Origin of the sequence: Sphingobacterium lactis (assembly GCF_011046555.1) — a bacterium.
Classification (GTDB): domain Bacteria; phylum Bacteroidota; class Bacteroidia; order Sphingobacteriales; family Sphingobacteriaceae; genus Sphingobacterium; species Sphingobacterium lactis.
Genome location: NZ_CP049246.1, coordinates 3,922,694 through 3,943,732, shown reverse-complemented (window position 1 = coordinate 3,943,732; position 21,039 = coordinate 3,922,694). Strand labels below are relative to the sequence as shown.

Below are 21,039 nucleotides of genomic sequence, written 5' to 3'. Positions count from 1 at the left end.
ATATGCATTGCTTGTTATAGACTGATTTCCAAACCGAAGGTATAGGTTTTGCCGAATGGCATTTCCCAACCGCGGGTACCGAATTGATTGACTTCCGGATCAGCATACTTGAATTTAGCGGCCGTTAATAGGTTCGTACCGTTGAAGAAAATCCGAGTGCTGCTCAATCCGATCTTGTTCGTTACGGACGCCGGTAGCCTATAGGAAAGATTCACGTTTTTCAAACGGATGTAGGATGCATCATGCAAATGACGAGATGATCTGGTGATTCCGTCCTCAGGGTCATTTCCATTGACTTTCGGGAACAGTGCATTGGGATTTTCGGGAGTCCAAGCGTTGTCGATCGCATATTGCGAACGGATCCTTTCCCAATAATACCCATCCTCAGCTACGTCACGCGATCCGGCATCGAAAATCTTACCGCCGATTTTGTAATTGAAGTTGAGGGATAGGGCGAAGCCTTTATATTCCAGGTCCGAATTGATACCACCGAATGCTTTCGGAATCGGTGAGCCAAATGGTACTTGGTATGCATCAGCAACGCTGTTTGTGGCTCCACGGCCGTTGTGCAAAAACTCGCCATCTGTGCCGTCATTCGTGTACCAGATCGGTTTTCCGTTGCTCGGGTCAACACCGCCCCATTCCTTGATGTAGTACGTGTAGACATCGCCGCCTTCTTGATAGATGAAATCCACACGGGCATCGCCGCCTGTAGGATCCGACCAGATAATGTCCTGTCCGTCGGCTAATTTCTCCACCTTCGACTTCGTCAAGGAGGTGTTCACACTCGCCGACCAGCGGAAATCTTCATTGCGGATGATATCACCGCCAAGGGAAATTTCCAAGCCCTTGTTGTTTATAACTCCTACGTTGCGCAATACCGAAGAAATACCGATAACTTGAGAGATATTTACATTCTGCAATAGGTTTTTCGAATCGCGGGAGAAGTAATCCACGGAACCGTAGAGTCTGTTGTTGAATAAAGAGAACTCCGTACCCACGTTAAAGGAATAACTTTCTTCCCAATCCAATAGGTTGTTGCCTAAGGTGGAGATAGCACCGCCTGGCTTACCGTTGTAATTCTGACCGAAGGTAACTAAGCTCATGAAACCGTAATTATCGGTCGGCAAAGTGCCGTTCGTTCCATAAGAGGCCTTCAGCTTGATCTGATTGATCTGCTCCACATCCGATAGGAAAGCTTCTTTCTTCAGGTCCCATGCTCCTGAGATGGACCAGAAGTTACCCCAGCGGGCCTCATTGCTCAAGCGGGAGGCGCCATCACGGCGGAAGGAAGCTGCTGCAAAGAAACGCTCCTGGAAATTATACTGCACACGGGAGAACACCGATAGCATATTATTTCCCCAAGCATATGCATTGGCATCCTTGATACCTGCCGTCGCTACCGTGTGGAGGGAGCTGTTCGGAAGGTTGGATCCGCTGGCGTACTGATAGTTCGTTTGGTTTTTCTCTGCTTCAAAACCGAGCAATAGATCCAAGTTGTGATCGTCAAAGGAACGGTTGTAGTTCAAGGTCGATGATGAAAGCAAGCGTCTGTAGGTTGTTGCATATTCAAACACTGATCCATTGGCCGTAATCCCGTCGGTTGGGTTATAGTGTTTTCCGCTATAGTAAAGGTGATCCCTTACTTCGGAGTTGTCATAGGAAAATAAGGTCTTACCCACCAATCCTGGTAAGATGTTCACCGTTAGGGATGGTGCAACGGTCATGCGCAAAGTCTTGGAACTGTTGTCCCATTGCGTATCATAGTACAACGGGTTATAACCCAATGAGCCGTAACGTAAGGTGTAATCTTCACCGGTCTTGTAATCGGTAGGCCAGTATAACGGGAAAAGCAGGTTGTTTGCCAGGTACAGGTAGTTCGTTCCACCGTTCCGGGTGTCGTTGAATCCTTTTTTATCGTTATGGCTGATGTTGAAGTTTGTTGCGAATTCAACCTTGTCGCTTAGCTTTTGGGACAGGTTCAATCGCCCACCGATACGCTCGTAATTGTTCGTATAGGCTCTTCCTTTATCGGTGGTATAGGATAGGGAAGAGAAATAGCGTGTCTTATCTGTTGCGCCGCTTACAGATAGATCATTGTTCTGGTATTGTCCTGTCCGGAAGAGTGCGTCTTCCCAGTCGAAGTATTTTCCATCTCTATTTTCGATACCATCGGTTCTGCCCTTGATGATGACTTGGTCGTTCAAACCGAAGCCGTTGGTGCTGAATTCATAGCCATGTTTGCCGAAGCGGTTGTTGATGCTGTTCAGGGCATAGGTATTGGCTTGTTCATCGGTATAGCCATTGGATGTTCTATAATCGTGGAAGATTTCGTACATGTACTGAATCTGTTCCTGTGGACCTGCGGGTTTGTAATTTTCCGTTGCCCAAGTTGGCGTAAGACCGAGGGAAGTTCGGAAATTGACTTTGGCTTTTCCTGACTTTCCGGATTTGGTGGTGATCATCACGACACCATTTGCGGCCCTGGAACCGTAGAGTGAAGATGCTGCGGCATCCTTCAAAACAGTGATGGACTCAATGTCGCTTGGGCTAATGGTAGACATGATGTTATTGGAAGTTCCGGCCAGCTTGCCTTCCATGGATCCTACGTTTCCTGAGGTTACAGGCACGCCATCCACAACATAGAGTGGCTCATTGGAAGCATTCATGGAACCGATTCCGCGAACGCGGATGGTAGAAGTGGAACCTGCCTGTCCGGATGTGGTATTGACTTGCACCCCTGGCAAGCGACCGTTCAATGCCTGCTCAAAAGAGGCAACAGGCACATCCTTTTCTTTTTCAGCATAATTGAGGTTGGAAGCGGAACCCGTGAAAGAGCTTTTCTTTACGGTACCATAGGCAATGACCATAACTTCGTCAATGGCTTGGTTGTCTTCCTCCAATTGCATACTGACAGTTTTGTTGCCATTCAAAGCAACCTCTTTCTTCACGAAGCCAACAAAAGAAGCAACAAGGGTAGCGTTGTGGTCCGCATTGAGGGTGAAAAGACCGTTCTCATTTGTACTGGTGCTAATCGTGGTGCCCTTTACCGTAATGGTTACCCCGGAGATGGGATTTCCCTTTTGGTCAGTGACCTTACCAGCTACGGAAATCTGCTGCGCGTTGACCACCTGCATGGACGTGCAGGCCATCACGCACAGCGTGGTGAGTAGATGATGTTTCATAATTTGGGTTATTAAAATGTTTCTATTAGGTAATCTGTAATTTTATTTCTTGATAATGCCGATCCCCGGTCGGTCAGGTAGGATGCATTGGCCATTTACGACCTGCATACCATCATAGATGTCATTTCCGATGAGTAACGCGCCATCCAGATCGGCCCAATCCACCAACGGCGCCAATTGTGCCGCTGCGGTGATTGCGCAGGACGTCTCCGTCATGCAGCCGAGCATAACTTTCATATCCAGCGCGCGTGCCAGTTCGGCCATCTGTTTAGCTTCACGCATCCCCGTGCACTTCATCAGCTTAATGTTGATGCCGGTGTAGACCCCCTGCAGCGCTGGGACATCGACTAAGCGCTGACAACCTTCATCAGCAATTGTCGGGATCGGGGAGCGTTCTGTCAACCATGCATTCTCATCGATCATCTCCTTGGGCATGGGCTGTTCCAGGAACACTACATTGCGTTCCTGCAGCCAATGCGCCATCTCAAGCGCTTCTTCCTTGGTTTTCCATCCCTGGTTTACATCGGCGCATAGCGGCACGTCCGTTACCGATCGAATGGTGTCAATGATCATCTTATCCGTGTCGAGCCCCAACTTTACCTTTAGGATCTGGAATTGTCCTGCTTCCGCAACCTTTTTCCGGATCATCTCTTCGGTATCAATACCAATTGTATACGATGTCGGTGGTATCAGCGTTGGGTTCAATCCCCAGATTTTGTAGAAAGGTTGCCCCATCAATTTACCCAGTAGGTCATGCAATGCGATATCGACCGATGCTTTTGCTGCGGTATTCTTGCCGGCCGTTTGATCCACGGCATGTAGGATTTCCGCAGTCTCGAACGGCGAGTTGAATCCCGATAGGTCCACCTGCTGGAGGAAAGCGATTACGGATTCCTGTGACTCACCAAGATAGGGAGGCATACTGGCTTCGCCATAGCCGATTACACCGTCATATTCCAATTCGGTCAAGACAACAGGTGTGGTGCTGCGACTGAAGGATGCTACGGTAAATACATGCCGAAGCTCAAGTGTATAAGGACGGAAGCGTAGGGTGAATTTTCCCATTTTCCGGGTTTGCCATGCGTTACTGTTCATCTTATTTCTGCTTGTAATAAGGATTTTCTTGAATTTTCTGTAGCTGTTGGTCCTGAACGCCGATATAGCGTTTCGCTGCAACGACTGTCCGGGTCTGGAAGTCATCGTAATTTGCGGCATCCTTCAGCATGGAGTTGATGCGGACGGTTCCTGCGGAATGGATGAACTCACCATTGCCCAGGTACAGTGCGACATGCGTGACACGGGCATTCGGACTGTTTGCCTTGCCTGAAGCAAAGAACAGCAAATCAGCTGGCTTCAGGTTTTTCAACGCCTTGGTCGGTTCGAAATGTCCGTTCTTATCAAGGATATCTACAGGTTGGCCTGCCAATACCTGTTGGGAGGCATCGCGAGGAATGATATATCCGTTCATGTAATAGGCTGTTTTTGTAAATCCGCTGCAGTCTACCCCTTTTACCGAAGTTCCTCCCCAAAGGTAGGGTAGTCCCATCATGGTCTTGGCGCTGGCGATTACATTTTCAGCTGTTAGATTTCTTGTCGTCAGCCATTTATCGAATGTCAGGGCTTCATCCTTTGGGATGTAAGCGATTCGTTTATCCGGATAGGAAACCTTGTAATATTTCCCTTCATCCCCCACAAGGGCCAGGATATTCCCATACACCAAATCCGATACACGCATGCTTTCAGGATTGGGTTTGGATAGTGACTTGCCAAATTCGGTTGTATAAATCAGTTTTGGTAGCTTACGCCAAGCCTCAAGTTCGGATTTGGTCTTGGCTGAAACCGCCGATGCAGGAACATAGGATATATATCCTTCGGGAGTCCTAGCTCGGTATTCACCATCTACTTTTTGGAGCAGATCGACTTCTGTGCCGAGGAGTGCTTGAGTGGCCATTTCGGATGCATTACCCGGTTTTGTCCGGAAATTGGCAACCGAAAGGTGAACCACACCGTGCGTTCTGTCGCCAACGGTTGAGTCTGGCAACGTGTTGATCTGGATGTGTGCCGGGATATTGGCGATCTGCGATCGGATGTACGCCGTTGCTTCCGGTACAGAAGATTCGATGGTATATGTATTGTTGATGGCGTTGGCAGCGGTAATGGCTACGATCTTTGTGCGCTTATCTGGCGCGAATTGGTCCTTGGCCGAACTGACAACCGTTTCCATCTTCCTAAAAATTGTTGAGTCTGTTTGCGCATTGGCCGCGCCGGTCAAACAGATAAATGTGCAGAGTACAGCAGCAATCCGTGTCATCATCCTAGTATTTAATAATTGTCAAAATAGGTAAAACTGCATAAATATGCGAAAATTAGGGGATAAACAAGCATTATTTTACGTTTTTTACAAATAACACAAGCTAACTTCCGCAGAAATTTAGCTGATTTAATGCTTGATGGAAATTAAAGCAATGAGTAATATTGTATTACTATGCATTCAAGAAGAAAATTCATCAAACACGGTATCCTTGGCGCGGTCAGTGTCGGAACGGTTACTTCAGCGCTTGCCAGCCAATCTACGGAAAAATCGGTAAAGGCAGTACGAAAACCCATTGTCATTTCAACCTGGGATTTTGGCATTGCAGCCAACCAGGCCGCCTGGGCAATCCTGTCCAAGAATGGTCGAGCATTGGACGCCGTGGAACAGGGTGTACAGGTAGCTGAAGCGGATTTGAAAAATACCACTGTAGGGAAGGGTGGCTATCCGGACAGGGATGGTTTTGTCACATTGGATGCGTGCATTATGGATGATAAGGGCAACTGTGGGGCAGTCGCTGCGATGGAGGACATCGCCCACCCGATCGCAGTGGCACGCTTGGTGATGGAAAAGACACCGCACGTCATGCTGGTTGGAGATGGCGCACGACAATTCGCATTGGAAAATGGTTTCAAGGCTGAGAAGCTGCTGACCGAGGATGGTGAAAAAGCGTGGAAGGAGTGGCTGAAGGAAAAAAACTACAAGCCCATCATGAACATTGAGAACAAATCATTCGCTACGGAAAAATTGCCGGGCAACAAATATAACCACGATACGATCGGAATGCTGGCGCTTGATGCAGACGGCAATCTTTCTGGCGCCTGTACCACGAGTGGCATGGCGTTTAAGATGCATGGGCGAGTGGGAGACAGTCCAATTATAGGGGCAGGCCTATATGTTGATAACGAAGTGGGGGGAGCAACTTCCACGGGAGTAGGGGAAGAAGTGATTCGGAACGTAGGTAGCTTCCTCGTGGTGGAATTGATGCGCCAAGGATATTCGCCAGAAGAGGCCTGCAAGGAAGCCGTTATGCGCATCGTCAAGAAAAAACCGGAAATCGCAAAAGAAATACAAGTGGGTTTCCTTGCCCTTAACAAAAATGGAGAATATGGTTCCTATGCTTTGCAGGATGGTTTTACATTTGCCATCTGTGATGCTGAAAAACAGGATACCCTGGAAAAAGGAAAGTTCCATTATAAATAGGAACAATTTCTAATAGATATGAGCGACCCTAGGGTCGCTTTTTTTATGTCCAATTAATGAGATGCATTAACTATTCTGGGCAGAATTACTTAAATGCTTCCACTATTTTTTAATTTCTCTGTGCCATAATTATAAACTTAACAGGCTTTATTGGCTATTATATGTTTTGTATTCTTTTGATTTTAAGGGAGTTTTGATCTAATGTTAACTGTAGGTTTCATGAATTGTCTTATCATAATATATTCTTAATATTTTATTAATTAATAGTTATCATGTTGTGTTTAGTTTTGTTTCAGAAAAAGAAAACATAACTGACCTATTTTATTCTATTGCGCTACATGTGTCTTTAAGGAATAAATAATTAATTTAAAAAGAATTATAAAATTAATGATTAAACGAATTGCTTTATATGTCACCTTGAGTGTGATGTTGTTTACATCCTGTAGAAAGGAAAACCCGATAATCGATGTGAAGCAAGATAGAGCTGTGCTATTCAGCAGTAAGATTGCGGGACAGGTGCAAACCCGTGTTTCAGGGTCGCAGTGGGATGAGAACGATGCGATATCGATCTACATGTACGCGGGGTCCGGGTTGAGCGCTTCTACCATTTTGGAAGAGGGGTTTAATAAAGAATTTATAACATCTAGATCTGGTAATTTCAGGCCGAAATCGACTGCGGATGAAATCCGCTTTCCAGAAGGAAAAGCCGTCCAATTCGTATCCTTTTACCCTTATCAAGCGGGACGTGAATTAAACCGTCAACTGGATATTGCCAATCAGGAGGAGCAAAGCAAGATCGATTACCTCTATGGTAAGAGTGCCGCTGCGAATGGAGCTACTCAAGGTCCTGTTCACTTACTATTCGAACGTATTATTTCTAAAATCCGCGTTAAGTTGCAGGGCGAGAACCTTGAAGGATTAACCGCGCAGCTGAGTAATCTGGAAACGGAAGCAGATTTTGATCTAACCACGGCAACACTTAATAAAAAGAGTACGAAGAAATCTGTTTCCGGTAAAGTGGTCCAAGTCGGTGCTGAAAAGTACCTGGAATTGGTGATCTACCCAGGAAAGTTGGATGCCATGACAAAAATGATCTTTAGAAATGTTGCAGGTGATTCCTTTACTTGGGATATCGCTGGACTGACTACGGAATATGCCGCAGGGAACATGTACCAATATGAAGTGCAATTGGGTAAAGATGGTGGTGTTACGCCCAAACCAAATGTCTCCTACTTTGAGTTACCGATCATTTCCAACAGCATGGACCTGCAATATAGTTTCAAAATGACGCCCGACCAATCCAAGCGGAATTTTGCCATGCTGTACGACCAGAAAAATAAATTAGCCTTATGGGTAGCTTATCCATTGAGCCGGGACTATGTGGGTGGTCAATCCAGAACCAACGCATGGGGCTACGATCCAGATATCAACCGGAATTTCCAACCACTTTTATCCAAGGGGTTCGGCATTGGGGGCATTGATCGTGGGCATCAGTTGCCAAGTGCCGATCGAACAAAGAATCGCGCAGAAAATGCCACCACCTTCTATTATTCCAATATGACGGCTCAGGAGGCCACCTTAAACCAAGGGGTATGGGCAAAATTGGAAAACCAAGTCCGAACCTGGATGCAACGTTCCGGTGTGGATACCATGTACGTGGTTACTGGAGCCGGTCTGCAGGTGACTAAGGACCAGCCAATCACCTATGTCCGCGATAATGCCGGTCAGGAAGTGGCCAAACCAAAGTATTACTACAAGGCGCTCGCTGTCAAGCGCGGAACGGCTTACTATACCATCGGGTTTAAGTTTGATAATGTCAATACAAGTGGTTCTGCTCAACCGAACAGCTACCGCGTGACGGTTCGCGAATTGGAGCAGTTGACCGGGTACACCTTTTTTCCGGCGCTCTCCACGGCAGAGAAGTCAACCATAAATAATGCCATCTGGAATTAACATGAAATCAGTCAATTAATTAAATAATAATGAAAACAAAACAATTATTAAGCGTTGCTTTAGCCGCTGTAGCTTTAGCATCATCTTGTAAGAAAGATGATTACAGGAACCAACCAGGATCGAATGGTTCTGAAGTGAAGTTCTCATCATCAATCGTTGGTCAGCCTGCTACAAAGGCGTCTGGTACGCAATGGGATGCCAACGACGAAATCGGGGTGTTCATGAAGCAGGGGACTGGTCTTTCCAAAGTGCTTTCTGCGAACAAAAAATACGTTACTTCAGGCAACGGTAATTTTGCGGCAACAGGGGATGATGTGATCAATTATCCGGAAAGTGGCGCAGTGGACTTTATTGCGTACTACCCGTATGCAGCAGCAGTTGCTGACAATGCATTATCCATTGATGTAAGCAATCAAGCAGACTTAGCAAAGATCGATGTGATGTATTCCGACAATGCGAAGAATTTGACCCAAGAGTCAGGTGTTGCTAATTTGGAGTTTGCACACAAATTGGCAAAGATCGATTTGAACGTAACTGCAGGAACAGGTGTATCATCCTTAACGGGGTTGACCACGGTCTTCAATGCGGTAAACACGACTTCGACATTGGATTTGGCTACAGGAACAGTTGCTGAAGGTGCAAAGGCTGCAAATGTATCGGCTAAAGTTACAGCTGCTACGGATGCACATACTGTGGAAGCTATTTTAATCCCAGGTGCTTACGCGAACAAGGAGGTTGTATTCACAGTTGGTGCAAGTACTTTCACGTGGACTTTGCCAGCGGAAGCAACTTACGAATCCGGTAAGAAATATGCCTACAACATTTCACTTCGTGAAACGGTTACCGGTCCTCAGGTGATTGTTACTGGTGAAGCTACCATTACCGATTGGATCGCTGTTTCCGGTGGTTCTGTCAATGTGATCAAAGATAAAACTGATCCTAAACCAGAACCTGGAACAGGAACAGTGCAAACTATTTACTTAGAGACTTTCGGTGATATTCCTGTAGAAGATAGAAGCAAAAAATACAGATTTGGTACTTACGAAGGTTTTAGTGCTAAGGGTGTGACATATTCCGATTTAGATCCTACATCGTATGCGGACATCCGTAGAACGACTCAGATGGAAGCGCATGCTTGGTTACCAGCTGGCCGTACTACAGGTTTTAAAGTGGAAGGTATCAATGCTGCTGGTTTTAAAGATCTGAAATTATCTTTTGATGTGGCAGCAAATGCACCAGCTGCACCTATCACTGCAATTGAGATTAAGGTAAATGGTAAAGCATATCCACTATCAGGTGTAACTGGAGCATCCAATGAATTCAGTTCACAAACAATTACTGGAATTGCCGAAGCTGATGCTATCGTACTAGAAGTTTCATCCAACGCGACTGCAAATACCGCAGGTTATCGTTTGGATAACATCAAGTTGGAAGGTACAAAATAAGGTATAATATTCAGGAATGAGGATCTTTCGATCCTCATTCTTTTAATTTTCTGGCAAGAGGCAATATGCGCAAAATTTTACCACTACTTATTCTATTAACCGGCTTTTGCTGCACTGTATTTGCCCAAGGGGGGATACAGTTGACGGGGAAGGTCGTCCATGAAAGGACGAAGGTTCCCTTGGTAGGGATCTCGCTTTTATTGGAACAAAATAAACTCAGTACGACCACAAATGAAGAAGGTGAGTTTGTGTTCGTGAATCTAAAACCGGGACAGGATAAGTTGATAATTCAAGCTGCTGGGTTTAGGGTGTTTGAACTGGATGTCCTATTGGAAGCGGAACAAACACAAACATTGGACGTCATCGAATTGACGGCTGAAAACCAGATGGATGTACAGACCGTCCTGGGGATCATCGACGATGATGTGCTCACCACCGAAGGTGATGTCGGTTCGCAAGATATACAAGCTTCCGTCATCCTATCGAATGACCTTTTCCTGAACAAGGTGGGGTTCAAATTATTTCCATACCGATTTCGGGTTCGGGGCTATGACCCATTCCACGAACAGACCTATATCAATGGCGTTTTGGCCAATGACCAATTCCGCCGTGTATTCAATTACGCTTCCATCGGAGCACTCAATGACCTGACCCGAAATGGGGATGTGGTCAACTACAATCAAGGAGGATCTTACACTTTCGGAACGATTGGTGGTTCCGAAAATATCAATATGCGCGCCAGTACCTTTGCTAAAGGTGGCAAGGTCACCATGTCCTATACCAATAGGAATTATTATGCTCGTACGATGTTCAGTTATTCAACTGGGCTCAACGAAAAGGGATGGGCCTTCACGGGTGCAGTGGGTGGACGCTTCTCCGATAAGGGATATATTCCAGGAACGTCCTACCGCAACCTTTCCTATGCCCTTTCCGCTGAAAAGCAATGGAATGAGGGTGCACACTCGTTATCCTTACTAACTTTCGGTTCTCCGGTTGTCCGCGGGCAGCAGGGCTCTTCCTTTCAGGAAGTTTACGACCTAGTTGGGGATAACCTTTACAATCCGAATTGGGGATACCAGGATGGTAAGATCCGTAATTCCAGGGTTGTCAAAGCATATGACCCAACGGCCGTTATCTCACACCGCTGGAAGATCGACGAGAAAACTGACCTGACCTCGGGCGGTATCCTCCATTATGGAAGATGGAGCAATTCGGCACTCAATTGGTACAATGCCATGGATCCGAGACCGGATTACTACAGATACCTGCCATCGAATTTCGGTAAACATACCACAACCATTAATGAATTGACCGCAGCGGAATATACGTCTCTATGGAAGAATCGCGATCCGAGAGTCACTCAAATTAATTGGGAAGAGCTGTACCGTCAGAACATGAATCCGGAGCATCGCTCCAAGTACAAAGGCGAAGCCCTGTACATGGTTGAACGACGCCATTCCGATCTGTTGGAAAGTACCATCAGCTCTACGTTCAATAAGTTATATGACAATAATTTCCAATTGACCGCGGGTGTCGAGGGAAGGATGACCAGATCCTACCAATACAAGACGGTTGATGATCTCTTGGGCGCTGACTTTGTCGTGGATCTGGATAAATTTGCCGAGCGTGAAAACCGTGGGAATGACCGAATCAAGCAGAACGACCTGCTCTATCCCGACAGAAAAGTGTATAAGGACGATATTTTTGGTTATGACTATGATCTGGATATCAAGACGGTGAATGCTTGGGTGACGAATAGTTTTCAAGCTCGCCACCTGGATGTGTACTACGGCATGAAGATCGGGTATACGGATTTCTCGCGCCAAGGGAATATGCGCAATGGACGGTTTCCAAACAATTCCTATGGGCGCGGCAAGCACCATGATTTTATAGATTTTACGGCTAAGGCTGGACTTACCTATAAACTGGATGGCAGGCATTTTATTTCGTCTAATGTAGCCTACATCACAGAGCCACCAATTCCAGACCGCGCCTATGTTATGCCAAGGGTGACAGACCGCGTGGTCAAAGGGTTGGGGAGTGGTAAGATGGCCCATGCAGATGTCAATTATGTATTTTCCATGCCGAAATTGGCGGGACGTGTCAGTCTATTCCAGACCAACTTCTATGATCAGTTGGAACGGATGGCCTATTATCATGATTCCCAAAGAACTTTTGTTTTCCATAACATGAGTGGTGTGGATAAGGTGCATCGTGGCCTGGAAGCGGCAGTGACCTATTCCCTGAACCAAAATTGGAACTTCGATTTTATCGGAAGTCTCGGTGAGTACTATTACAGCAACAATCCTATGGGCACCATGAATTCGGAAAATGGCATGTTGGCCGATGTGGAAGAACGCGTCTACATGCGGAATCTGTATGTGTCCGGAACGCCACAGGCTGCAGGGATCGTCGCTGCACGGTATTTCCATAACTATTGGTTCCTGGAGTTGAGTGGGAATTTTGTTGGACGGAACTACATGTCGGCTGCGCCACTGCGCAGAACAGCATCTGCTTACTCCACCGTGAATCCTTATACGGAGAGCATTACCGCTTACGAACAGTTGACACGTCAGGAACGTTTGGATGCAAATGTAACCGTAGATGCCTCCATAGGCAAGATGATTTACCTGAAGGATCGACGGTCATTGAATTTCAACCTTTCCGTCATGAATCTCCTGAACAATAGAGACCTGCGCACCGGAGGTTTTGAACAGGGACGACTTGATCTCAATTTTCCAGAGCGTTTCGGTTCACGCTATTTCTATATGCAGGGCATAAACATGTTTTTCAATACGAGTTACAGATTTTAAATAAGATATATAATGAAACAAATAGGGCTACTATTCTTTTGCCTACTCAGCATACTATTCGCTTCTTGCGAACGTGAATATACACCACCTCCATTAACGGAACCTACCTATACGGGTAAATTTGCCAATACGACGATCAAGCAATTGCGCGAGCGCTATGCAAAGATTACAAATCCGGAACTGATCGCCGATGAAGTGATCATCCGTGGGGTAGTGACAGGGAATGATGAATCCGGAAATATCTATAAGCAGATTTATCTGCAGGATGAAACTGGAGCCATTAATATTGGTGTGGATCAAAATGCCATTTATGGCAGCTATCAGGTTGGACAGGAAGTTTTCGTGAACCTGAAAGACCTGTACATCTTGAAATATGGTGATGAGTTGCAGATCGGTTTGGCAAAGAGCCAGGCCAACAGGATCAGTTGGGAAGTGTTCAAGGAAAAGGCGCAGATGAATTCCTGGCCGAAACCGCAGGACCTGAAACCGCTACCTGTCACATTGGATAAACTGACGGACGATATGGTCCACCGACTTGTGGAAATCAAAGGCGTCCGCTTTGTGAATGGCGGTAAAAATGCCTTTACGACCAATGACGTCACAACCAATGAAGAAATTAAAAATAAGGACGGTAGAATCCTGATCGTCCGTTCAAGCAATTTTTCGGACTTTGCCAAGGATATTTTACCGCAAGGTGAAGGAAGCTTATACGGGATTTTAGGTCGGTTTAACGGTACGTGGCAGCTGATCCTCCGTACGAAACGTGATGTCCTGGAGTTTGATGGTAAAGCCCCTGAAGTTGTGCAGCCTTCCGCTGGTACATTCTTTAAGGAGACGTTCGGAAATGGAACCTATCCGTCTGGTAATAGACCGAAGATCAATGATTTCAAGGATTTTGATATGAAAGCCCCTGTGCAATACCGTGAAGATGCTCAGGTAGCCGATATCCGAAGCATCTCGGGAGGATATGGTGCCCATATTTGGCTGCCGGCTAACCGCGATGCAACGGTGCGCATTTCAGGGATCAATACCAAAGATAAGGGTGCCGTTACGCTAAGTTATGAATTGACTGCTAATCTGTATGATGCGGGCGCCAAGGCAAACCTGAACCAGATTCAGGTGAAGGTGAATGGCGTGCTCATGAACGTAGACAGCAAAGAAATCTCGAATGCAGCCGGAGATAATGGTAAGTTCTATAAAGTCACTATTCCTGGTATTCCGCAGGGCGATAATGTCGTGCTAGAATTCGTTTCTTCAGCTGCCTTAAACCAGGTCGGTTTCCGATTGGATAATATCCAGCTGGAAGGAACAGCGGGTAAGGGTGGTGAAACCATTATCGTTGAAAAAAAATAAGCACAGCAGGCTATGAGATTAAAGCATTTCAGATATTTCGTAGGTATAGCAGTTGGTCTGCTGCTGCACGCCTTTTCGGCAACGGGGCAGCAGAAACAATATGCGGTATATCCTTTGGCTTTCTATAATGTCGAAAACCTATTCGATACCCAACGGGATACGACCGTGATGGATTTTGAATTTACGCCGGAAGGTGGACTAAACTGGACTCCCGATAAATACCGGAAGAAACTAACCCGTCTATCGACGGTGCTCTCCAGAATTGGGCGTCAGCACGGCTCTGCAGGACCTGCATTGATTGGGGTCTGCGAGGTCGAAAACCGAAAGGTGCTGGAAGACTTGGTCAGTCAGGATGCCGTCAAGGGAATGAATTTGCAAATTGTCCATTACGACTCGCCGGATCGCCGTGGAATCGATGTCGCGCTTCTGTACAATCCGGACTTGTTCCGCTTTGTGGAAGCGAAAGTGTTGCCCTACCATTTACCGGAGCGACCTGACTACGTGACGCGTGATATCCTTATGGTGAAGGGGGTTATTGCCAATGAGATGGTGCATGTCTTCGTGAACCATTGGCCTTCCCGGTTTGGAGGAAAATCGTCCATCCTGCGCGAACATGCCGCTTCGGTATTACGCCACGCCGTAGATTCCATCTATTCGGCGAGACCGGAAGCCAAGATTGTTATTATGGGGGATTTTAACGATGACCCGGTTGATAAAAGTATACAAGAGGTGTTGCAGGCTGAGGGAAAGCGCGAGCGTGTGGCTGACCAAGGATTGTACAACACCATGTACAGACACTATAAAAGAGGAGTAGGCTCATTGGGTTATTTAGCGAAATGGAACTTGTTCGATCAGATCATCATCTCGAAACCCTTGTTATCCAACAATTCGGGCAAATTACAGTTCTGGAAATCGGAGATTTACAACCCCGATTACCTGACCACCAAGGAAGGTCGGTATAAAGGCTATCCATTCCGAACCTTTTCGAGCAACTTGTTCCAAGATGGCTATTCGGATCATTTTCCGGTACTGATCTATTTATTGAAAGAATTGGAATAGCAGGATGAAGGGGGCGATGGCAATGGATACCAAAAGTACATTCCGGGGGACCGTGTTTTTTCGGTGCCTTGCGGGGTTGGTGTTGCTGGGTCTGTTTGCTGCCTGCAAAAAGGAGGAATCCTTGCAGGTGGAGAAGACAGTTTTGGTCTATATGGCGGCAAATAATAGCTTGGCGGCTGAAGCAGTCGATAACATCAATATGATGGAACAAGGGTATCAGGATATCAATGGTAGACTGTTGGTGTATGCACGCCTTTTCGGACAATCTCCCAAGATCTACGAAATTGTTCATGACAACAGTCCTAGAATAGTGAGTAAAGTACTAAAAGACTATCCCGAACACAATTCATCCGATCCAAAGGTGATGGCAATGGTCTTTCAGGATATGCAGGAGCTTGGAAAGGCAAATTCTTATGGCGCTATTCTATGGTCCCATGCGACCAATTGGTATCCGGGTGAGCGTACGAAAAGAATGGCAAAGACCAGATCTTTCGGCGATGACAACGGAGATACCATGGATATTATGGACTTGAAGGCAGCATTGCCCAGAAATTTGGATTACATCATTTTCGATGCATGTTCCATGTCCTCGGTGGAGGTCTTGTATGAACTGCGCGATATAACGCCTTTGGTTTTAGCTTCTGCAACGGAGGTCATCAGTGTGGGCTTGCCCTATGACCGTATCATGCGACACCTCTTTGATCGAAATGTACGTAGGGGCTTGGCACAGACCGCCAGAAAATATTACGGATTTTATAATGAAAAGGAAGGGCCCTATCGGTCCGCTACCTATACTTTAGTGGATATGAAGAAATTGGAAGGTCTGGCGCAGGCTGTTCGAACTGTCTATGATCGCCAACAAGCCATTAAGATCAAAGATCGGCAGGTTCAAGCCCTGAGCTTGGATCCGCTGTCGCCTGTTCCGGCATATGACCTGTTGGATTTCTTTGATCGTAATTTTACTGCGGACGAAGCCAAGCGGATCGAAATGGCCTTGAATAAATCCGTCGTGTATAAAGTCCACACCTCTCATTTCTTAGGGAAACCTATACGTGTCTATTCGGGTTTGTCCTGTTATATTCCGAAGGATGATGACCCACATGCTTCATATTACAAAACGCTTGGCTGGGCGAAAGCTACAGGTGCCGGGCGCTTGTTTTGAACCAGCGGGTGACCATCCTTTTTTCATAATAATTTACTAGTTTTTTAAATCAAGACTTCCGGCATGCCGGAAGTTTTTTTTAAGTATTAAAACTGAATATTAATATTTCATTAAAAATTAAACAAAATTATTTCTCAACTAAAAAATAAACTAATTTTACACGCAATATTAAGGAGTAGATGCGTAGATTTTTAAATTGTTTAGTTTATAATAAAAGTTTTATTCGAAAAATAGGTCAGTTTGCTGCCATTTTCAGTCTGGTCACTGCATATAGCGTAAGTTCTTGTGACCATCACCAAGGTTCACTCATGCTATTCAATTACAAGTATGTGAATAATACTTCATCACCCATAAACATGAAGTTTTTTCTGCATGAACATGTTTTCGATTTTATGGTTCCTGAACAAGATCAATTTGTGCTTCCTGAACTCTTGGAAGAGCATGTGGGTACCTTGGCTCATTTTGATTCGTTATTAATTACAATTCAGGATCAAAAACCTGTTATGTTCAGGGCGAGGGATGTGGAACACGGAGATTGGAAGGTATCGCCGCTAAACAGCAAAAACTATGAAAATGAATATTCAGAAAAGGGAAAATATCGGGTTTTTGATTTCCGAAAAATATTCCGCTAGGTAGGAGATTCCGGAAATTGGAAAGCGGATAGCAGTAAATATTATGTAAACGTTGGTATATTGTGGAAATGCCCTCCGGAAGTATTCGGAGGGCAAATTTTTTTTAGCTGTTGTTAGTTATTAACCTTCTTCGTCCTCTTCGTTTCCGCCAAATAAGCCCAACTGTCCATTGTCGTCGATCTGCACATCATCGGGGTTTGTGATCTCAAAGGAGATATCGCTGGCCGATGGAGCAGGCTCACTCGCCTTATCTGTTGTTTTCTTCGGTCCGTCAGTTGCCGCTTCAGGGGTATCGTTGGCCTGATTCTCCGGACCTGCTGTTGGTTCCGGTGTTACCGATAGATCTTTCTCTTCGGATAGCAACTTGATTTTCTGTACCGTGTGGAAGCTCAGGCGATTGCCCTGTGCTTTCATGCCCTTTACATCCACGATCTCCGTCAGATCCTGTTCCTGTTGTTCTTTGGTCTGCGATTTCCCTTTCAGGATATCCAGGTGAACAACTGGCTGATCGTTGTTGGTCAAGATAATCAATTTGCTCTCCTCGCCAAGGAAACGTGTTCGCTTGCCTACTGGAATATCATCGAAGGTAAAGCGCTTCACGTAATAGGTGCCCGTTTTTCCATCCTGATGAATCGCGGTATAAACCTGTTCCGGCGTGAATTTCTCCAAGCGGATCATGCGCTCATCAAAATGGTTGTTCAGGTCGAAGGAGGTCAGCTCATAGGAACCGTCGTTCAGAACCATTAATATTTTGTCATCCCCATCGAATTCACCCAGGAATCGACCGCGGTCATCCGCATTCAGGCGTTTCAGGATGTCGTCATACCAGATTTTGCGTCCGGCCAGCGTGGAGACACCTGCACTTTTGAAGGTTACTTTCTTCACCGGATATTTGCTGACGATATTCCCTTGCGAGGCACGCCCTTTGATGGCAATTTCCGCAAAATCCATGTCAAATGTAAGCTTGCGGAGTTTTGAATGGGGTTTAAGCTGGATGTTCACAACTTCGGCCTCTCCGTTCGGATTGGCAGTGAAATATAGAATCTTGGTTCCTTTGCTGCCCTTGCCGATATCGTAATCTTTATCACGGGTAACGGCAGTAACAGAGAACCGTTTGATATAGCTTGTACCGGTTGCACCATCTTTGTAAATGGCATTGTATACGGTGCGTTCATCACCTTTCTTGAAGACGGCTACGTGGATGATGTCCTTCCCGACGAAAATCTTATCCTGAACCTTCACTACGGAGTATTTTCCGTCACCTCGGAATACAATGATATCGTCAATATCGGAACAATCGCCCACAAGTTCGTCCTTCTTCATGTTGGTACCGATAAAACCTTCCTCCCGGTTGACATACAGTTTGGCATTGGCCAAAGCGACCTGTGTCGCTTCCACCCGGTCGAACACACGGAGCTCCGTTTTACGCTCGCGGCCCTTACTGTACTTGCTGCGGATATACTCGAACCATTTGATACTGTATTCCGTCAGGTTTCTCAAGTTGCGGCGAACCTCCTTGATCTCATCGTCCAAGGCTTTCATCATCTCATCTGCTTTCTTCACGTCGAAGCGCGTGATGCTGCTCATGGGTTTGTCGATCAGGCGTTTGTAATCCTCCGGAAGGATTGGGCGGTAGAATTGGTCGAAGAATGGCGCAAACAAACGGTTCAGCACCTCCACAACGGTATCAAAATCGCCAGCATTTTCATAATCCGGATGTTTGTACATCCCTTCTTGAATAAAGATCTTCAAGAGCGAGCTAAAGAATATCTTTTCCTGCAATTCATTCAAGCGGATCTCCAGTTCCTGTTTCAGGAGACTCTTGGTCTGCTTGGTGTTTTCGATCAAGATATCATTCACGCTCATGAAATGAGGCTTATTGTTCTTGATCACGCAGGTATTGGGAGAAATGGATGTTTCACAGCCCGTGAATGCGTAGAGTGCATCGATGGTGACGTCCGGAGAGATACCAGGTGCGAGGTGCACAATGATTTCCACATTGGCGGCTGTGTTGTCCTCTATTTTCTTGATCTTGATCTTTCCTTTTTCGTTCGCCGATACGATACTGTCAATCAGCCCACCTGTTGTGGTACCGAAAGGGATTTCCGTAATCGCGAGGGTTTTCTTATCGCGTTCTTCGATTTTCGCACGTACGCGGATCTTTCCACCGCGCTGCCCTTCATTGTATGCCGAAACATCGGCCATACCACCCGTTGGGAAATCGGGGTAAATGGCTGGTCTTTCACCTTTCAGGACTTGTATGGATCCGTCGATGAGCTCAATGAAGTTGTGCGGCATAATCTTGGTCGCCAATCCGACCGCAATTCCCTCCGCGCCCTGTGCCAATAGCAAGGGGAATTTGACGGGAAGCGTGACAGGTTCCTTGTTCCTGCCGTCGTAGCTCAGTTGCCAATCCGTGGTGTCCGGATTGAAGACCACCTCATTGGCAAACTTGGAGAGACGCCCCTCGATATAACGGGGTGCCGCAGCGGAGTCTCCCGTGATGGGATCACCCCAGTTTCCCTGGCAGTCGATCAATAAATCCTTCTGCCCAATCTGTACCATGGCATCCCCGATGGAAGCATCCCCATGGGGGTGATACTTCATCGTGTTCCCAATGACATTCGCCGCCTTGTTGTACCGTCCATCGTCCATCTCCTTCAAGGAGTGGAGAATACGGCGCTGAACGGGCTTGAAGCCATCGTTGATATGTGGAACCGCACGGTCCAATATCACATAAGAAGCATAATCTAAAAACCAGTTTTCATAGAGTCCCGATAGGGGGATGGTATTGCTCTGTTGGTCTTGATTTGGGTTCGAGTCGTTATTCTCTTCTGTATAGTTGATCTCGTCGCTCATGTAATTTCGTAATATTTTGGTGGCACTGCGGCTTCGATTTCCGCAAACCTCGTAAAAATACAAAATTCATTTTATTTACCCGACCCATTGCGTGCTTGCTTTCGCTTCTCTTTTTTTCAACCTCCGGCCCGGAATTGGAGGTGAAATGGATAGCATCCTCCGATTAATCACAGAAATGCTTATTTTTAAGGAATTCACGTCACATATCATGAAAAGATACCTGCTTTTGTTTTTTGCTATCCTTGTTGTTGGTCTTACTTCCGCTCAGGAAAAAGGATATACCCTGAAGGCAAATATTTCCTATGCGCCAGCTGGTGCGGATGCCTACCGGCAGGAACGCTGCCAATTGGATATCTATGTACCGAACGGCAAACGCGATTTTGTAACCGTACTGTGGTTCCATGGTGGTGGGCTTACGGGTGGTCAGCGAGAGATTCCTGCTTACTTGAAGGAGCAGGGGATTGCCGTGATCGGCGTCGGTTATCGGCTATCGCCTCATGTCAAGGTGGAAGAGATCATTCAAGATGCGGCGTTGGCCGTGAAATGGACCTTCCAGCATATCGCGCAATACGGTGGCAATCCCAAGAAGATTGTGCTTTCGGGGCATTCCGCAGGGGGATACCTCAACCTAATGCTCGCCCTGAACAAAAGGTACCTGTCCGAAGTAGGCTTGGATGCGGATGACCTGATGGCTGCTGTACCTTTCAGTGCCCAGTGCATTACCCATTTTACCGCTCGTGCCGAACAGGGTATCGACGTCAACCAGCCTATTGTTGATGCCTTGGCCCCCCTGTATTGGGTACGAAAAAGTCCGGTGCCGATTCTGCTCATTACGGGCGATCGGGAGTTGGAAATGGTAGGCCGTTATGAGGAGAATGCGTATCTGGCGCGGATGCTCAAGATCGTCGGTCACCCGCAGATCAAGCTGCTGGAATTGGATGGCTATGACCATGGGATGGTCTATCCCGCACTTCCGCTGTTGGTGAAAGAAATTACGCGCCTGGAAAAGACAAAATAAATTTACAACCCTAAAAGGTAATCTGCCTAGCATTTATACACCTTCG

General features: G+C 46.4%; 13 protein-coding genes. 9 read left to right on the top strand and 4 right to left on the bottom strand.

The genetic code is table 11. From position 1 onward, the window contains the following. Positions 1-14: 14 nt before the first annotated feature. From G6N79_RS17145 to G6N79_RS17135, 3 genes are read right to left on the bottom strand one after another with little or no spacing between them, the layout of a single operon-like run. A complete protein-coding gene (locus G6N79_RS17145) occupies positions 15-3,185 on the bottom strand; it encodes a SusC/RagA family TonB-linked outer membrane protein (RefSeq protein WP_103905826.1) in 3,171 nt (1,056 codons plus the stop codon). A gap of 42 nt (positions 3,186-3,227) precedes the next feature. Next, the gene (locus G6N79_RS17140; protein WP_103905825.1) at positions 3,228-4,280 is read right to left on the bottom strand and encodes a dipeptide epimerase; all 1,053 of its coding nucleotides are present in this window, start codon (positions 4,278-4,280) and stop codon (positions 3,228-3,230) included. Between the two features lies 1 nt (position 4,281). Next, positions 4,282-5,499 carry a C40 family peptidase gene (locus tag G6N79_RS17135; protein ID WP_103905824.1) on the bottom strand — a complete coding sequence of 406 codons (1,218 nt, stop codon included), beginning with the start codon at positions 5,497-5,499 and terminating at the stop codon, positions 4,282-4,284. Between the two features lie 171 nt (positions 5,500-5,670). Here G6N79_RS17135 and G6N79_RS17130 point away from each other — a divergent pair, with 171 nt between their 5' ends. The 8 genes from G6N79_RS17130 (at position 5,671) to G6N79_RS17095 (ending at position 17,116) form a co-directional block, all read left to right on the top strand. Further along, a complete protein-coding gene (locus G6N79_RS17130; RefSeq protein ID WP_103905823.1) occupies positions 5,671-6,699 on the top strand; it encodes a glycosylasparaginase in 1,029 nt (342 codons plus the stop codon). 387 nt (positions 6,700-7,086) lie between these two features. Further along, positions 7,087-8,652, top strand: a complete 1,566-nt coding sequence (locus G6N79_RS17125; protein ID WP_103905822.1) for a DNA/RNA non-specific endonuclease — start codon at positions 7,087-7,089, stop codon at positions 8,650-8,652. 29 nt (positions 8,653-8,681) lie between these two features. After that, positions 8,682-10,097, top strand: a complete 1,416-nt coding sequence (locus tag G6N79_RS17120; protein WP_103905821.1) for a fimbrillin family protein — start codon at positions 8,682-8,684, stop codon at positions 10,095-10,097. A gap of 65 nt (positions 10,098-10,162) precedes the next feature. Beyond that, positions 10,163-12,910, top strand: a complete 2,748-nt coding sequence (locus G6N79_RS17115) for a carboxypeptidase-like regulatory domain-containing protein (protein ID WP_103905820.1) — start codon at positions 10,163-10,165, stop codon at positions 12,908-12,910. A 12-nt stretch (positions 12,911-12,922) separates the two neighbouring features. Then, positions 12,923-14,263 (top strand): DUF5689 domain-containing protein, encoded by a 1,341-nt coding sequence (locus G6N79_RS17110; RefSeq protein ID WP_103905819.1) that lies wholly within the window; start codon positions 12,923-12,925, stop codon positions 14,261-14,263. A gap of 12 nt (positions 14,264-14,275) precedes the next feature. Next, a complete protein-coding gene (locus tag G6N79_RS17105; RefSeq protein WP_200818767.1) occupies positions 14,276-15,322 on the top strand; it encodes an endonuclease/exonuclease/phosphatase family protein in 1,047 nt (348 codons plus the stop codon). 127 nt (positions 15,323-15,449) lie between these two features. After that, positions 15,450-16,484 carry a clostripain-related cysteine peptidase gene (locus tag G6N79_RS17100; protein WP_234993175.1) on the top strand — a complete coding sequence of 345 codons (1,035 nt, stop codon included), beginning with the start codon at positions 15,450-15,452 and terminating at the stop codon, positions 16,482-16,484. Between the two features lie 356 nt (positions 16,485-16,840). Continuing rightward, positions 16,841-17,116, top strand: a complete 276-nt coding sequence (locus tag G6N79_RS17095; protein ID WP_103905818.1) for a hypothetical protein — start codon at positions 16,841-16,843, stop codon at positions 17,114-17,116. Positions 17,117-17,236: 120 nt separating this feature from the next. On the opposite strand, the gene G6N79_RS17090 is transcribed toward G6N79_RS17095, so the two are convergent. Beyond that, positions 17,237-19,975 carry a DNA gyrase/topoisomerase IV subunit A gene (locus G6N79_RS17090; RefSeq protein WP_103905817.1) on the bottom strand — a complete coding sequence of 913 codons (2,739 nt, stop codon included), beginning with the start codon at positions 19,973-19,975 and terminating at the stop codon, positions 17,237-17,239. 208 nt (positions 19,976-20,183) lie between these two features. On the opposite strand from G6N79_RS17090, the gene G6N79_RS17085 reads away from it, so the two are divergent. Further along, complete coding sequence (locus G6N79_RS17085) at positions 20,184-20,993, top strand: alpha/beta hydrolase (RefSeq protein ID WP_103905925.1); 810 nt, start codon at positions 20,184-20,186, stop codon at positions 20,991-20,993. Positions 20,994-21,039 lie beyond the last annotated feature (46 nt).

Coding starts and splice junctions, on each gene's coding strand:
- G6N79_RS17145 (WP_103905826.1), bottom strand. CDS start 3,185: ATGAAACATCATCTACTCACCACGCTGTGCGTGATGGCCTGCACGTCC.
- G6N79_RS17140 (WP_103905825.1), bottom strand. CDS start 4,280: ATGAACAGTAACGCATGGCAAACCCGGAAAATGGGAAAATTCACCCTA.
- G6N79_RS17135 (WP_103905824.1), bottom strand. CDS start 5,499: ATGATGACACGGATTGCTGCTGTACTCTGCACATTTATCTGTTTGACC.
- G6N79_RS17130 (WP_103905823.1), top strand. CDS start 5,671: ATGCATTCAAGAAGAAAATTCATCAAACACGGTATCCTTGGCGCGGTC.
- G6N79_RS17125 (WP_103905822.1), top strand. CDS start 7,087: ATGATTAAACGAATTGCTTTATATGTCACCTTGAGTGTGATGTTGTTT.
- G6N79_RS17120 (WP_103905821.1), top strand. CDS start 8,682: ATGAAAACAAAACAATTATTAAGCGTTGCTTTAGCCGCTGTAGCTTTA.
- G6N79_RS17115 (WP_103905820.1), top strand. CDS start 10,163: ATGCGCAAAATTTTACCACTACTTATTCTATTAACCGGCTTTTGCTGC.
- G6N79_RS17110 (WP_103905819.1), top strand. CDS start 12,923: ATGAAACAAATAGGGCTACTATTCTTTTGCCTACTCAGCATACTATTC.
- G6N79_RS17105 (WP_200818767.1), top strand. CDS start 14,276: ATGAGATTAAAGCATTTCAGATATTTCGTAGGTATAGCAGTTGGTCTG.
- G6N79_RS17095 (WP_103905818.1), top strand. CDS start 16,841: ATGAAGTTTTTTCTGCATGAACATGTTTTCGATTTTATGGTTCCTGAA.
- G6N79_RS17090 (WP_103905817.1), bottom strand. CDS start 19,975: ATGAGCGACGAGATCAACTATACAGAAGAGAATAACGACTCGAACCCA.
- G6N79_RS17085 (WP_103905925.1), top strand. CDS start 20,184: ATGAAAAGATACCTGCTTTTGTTTTTTGCTATCCTTGTTGTTGGTCTT.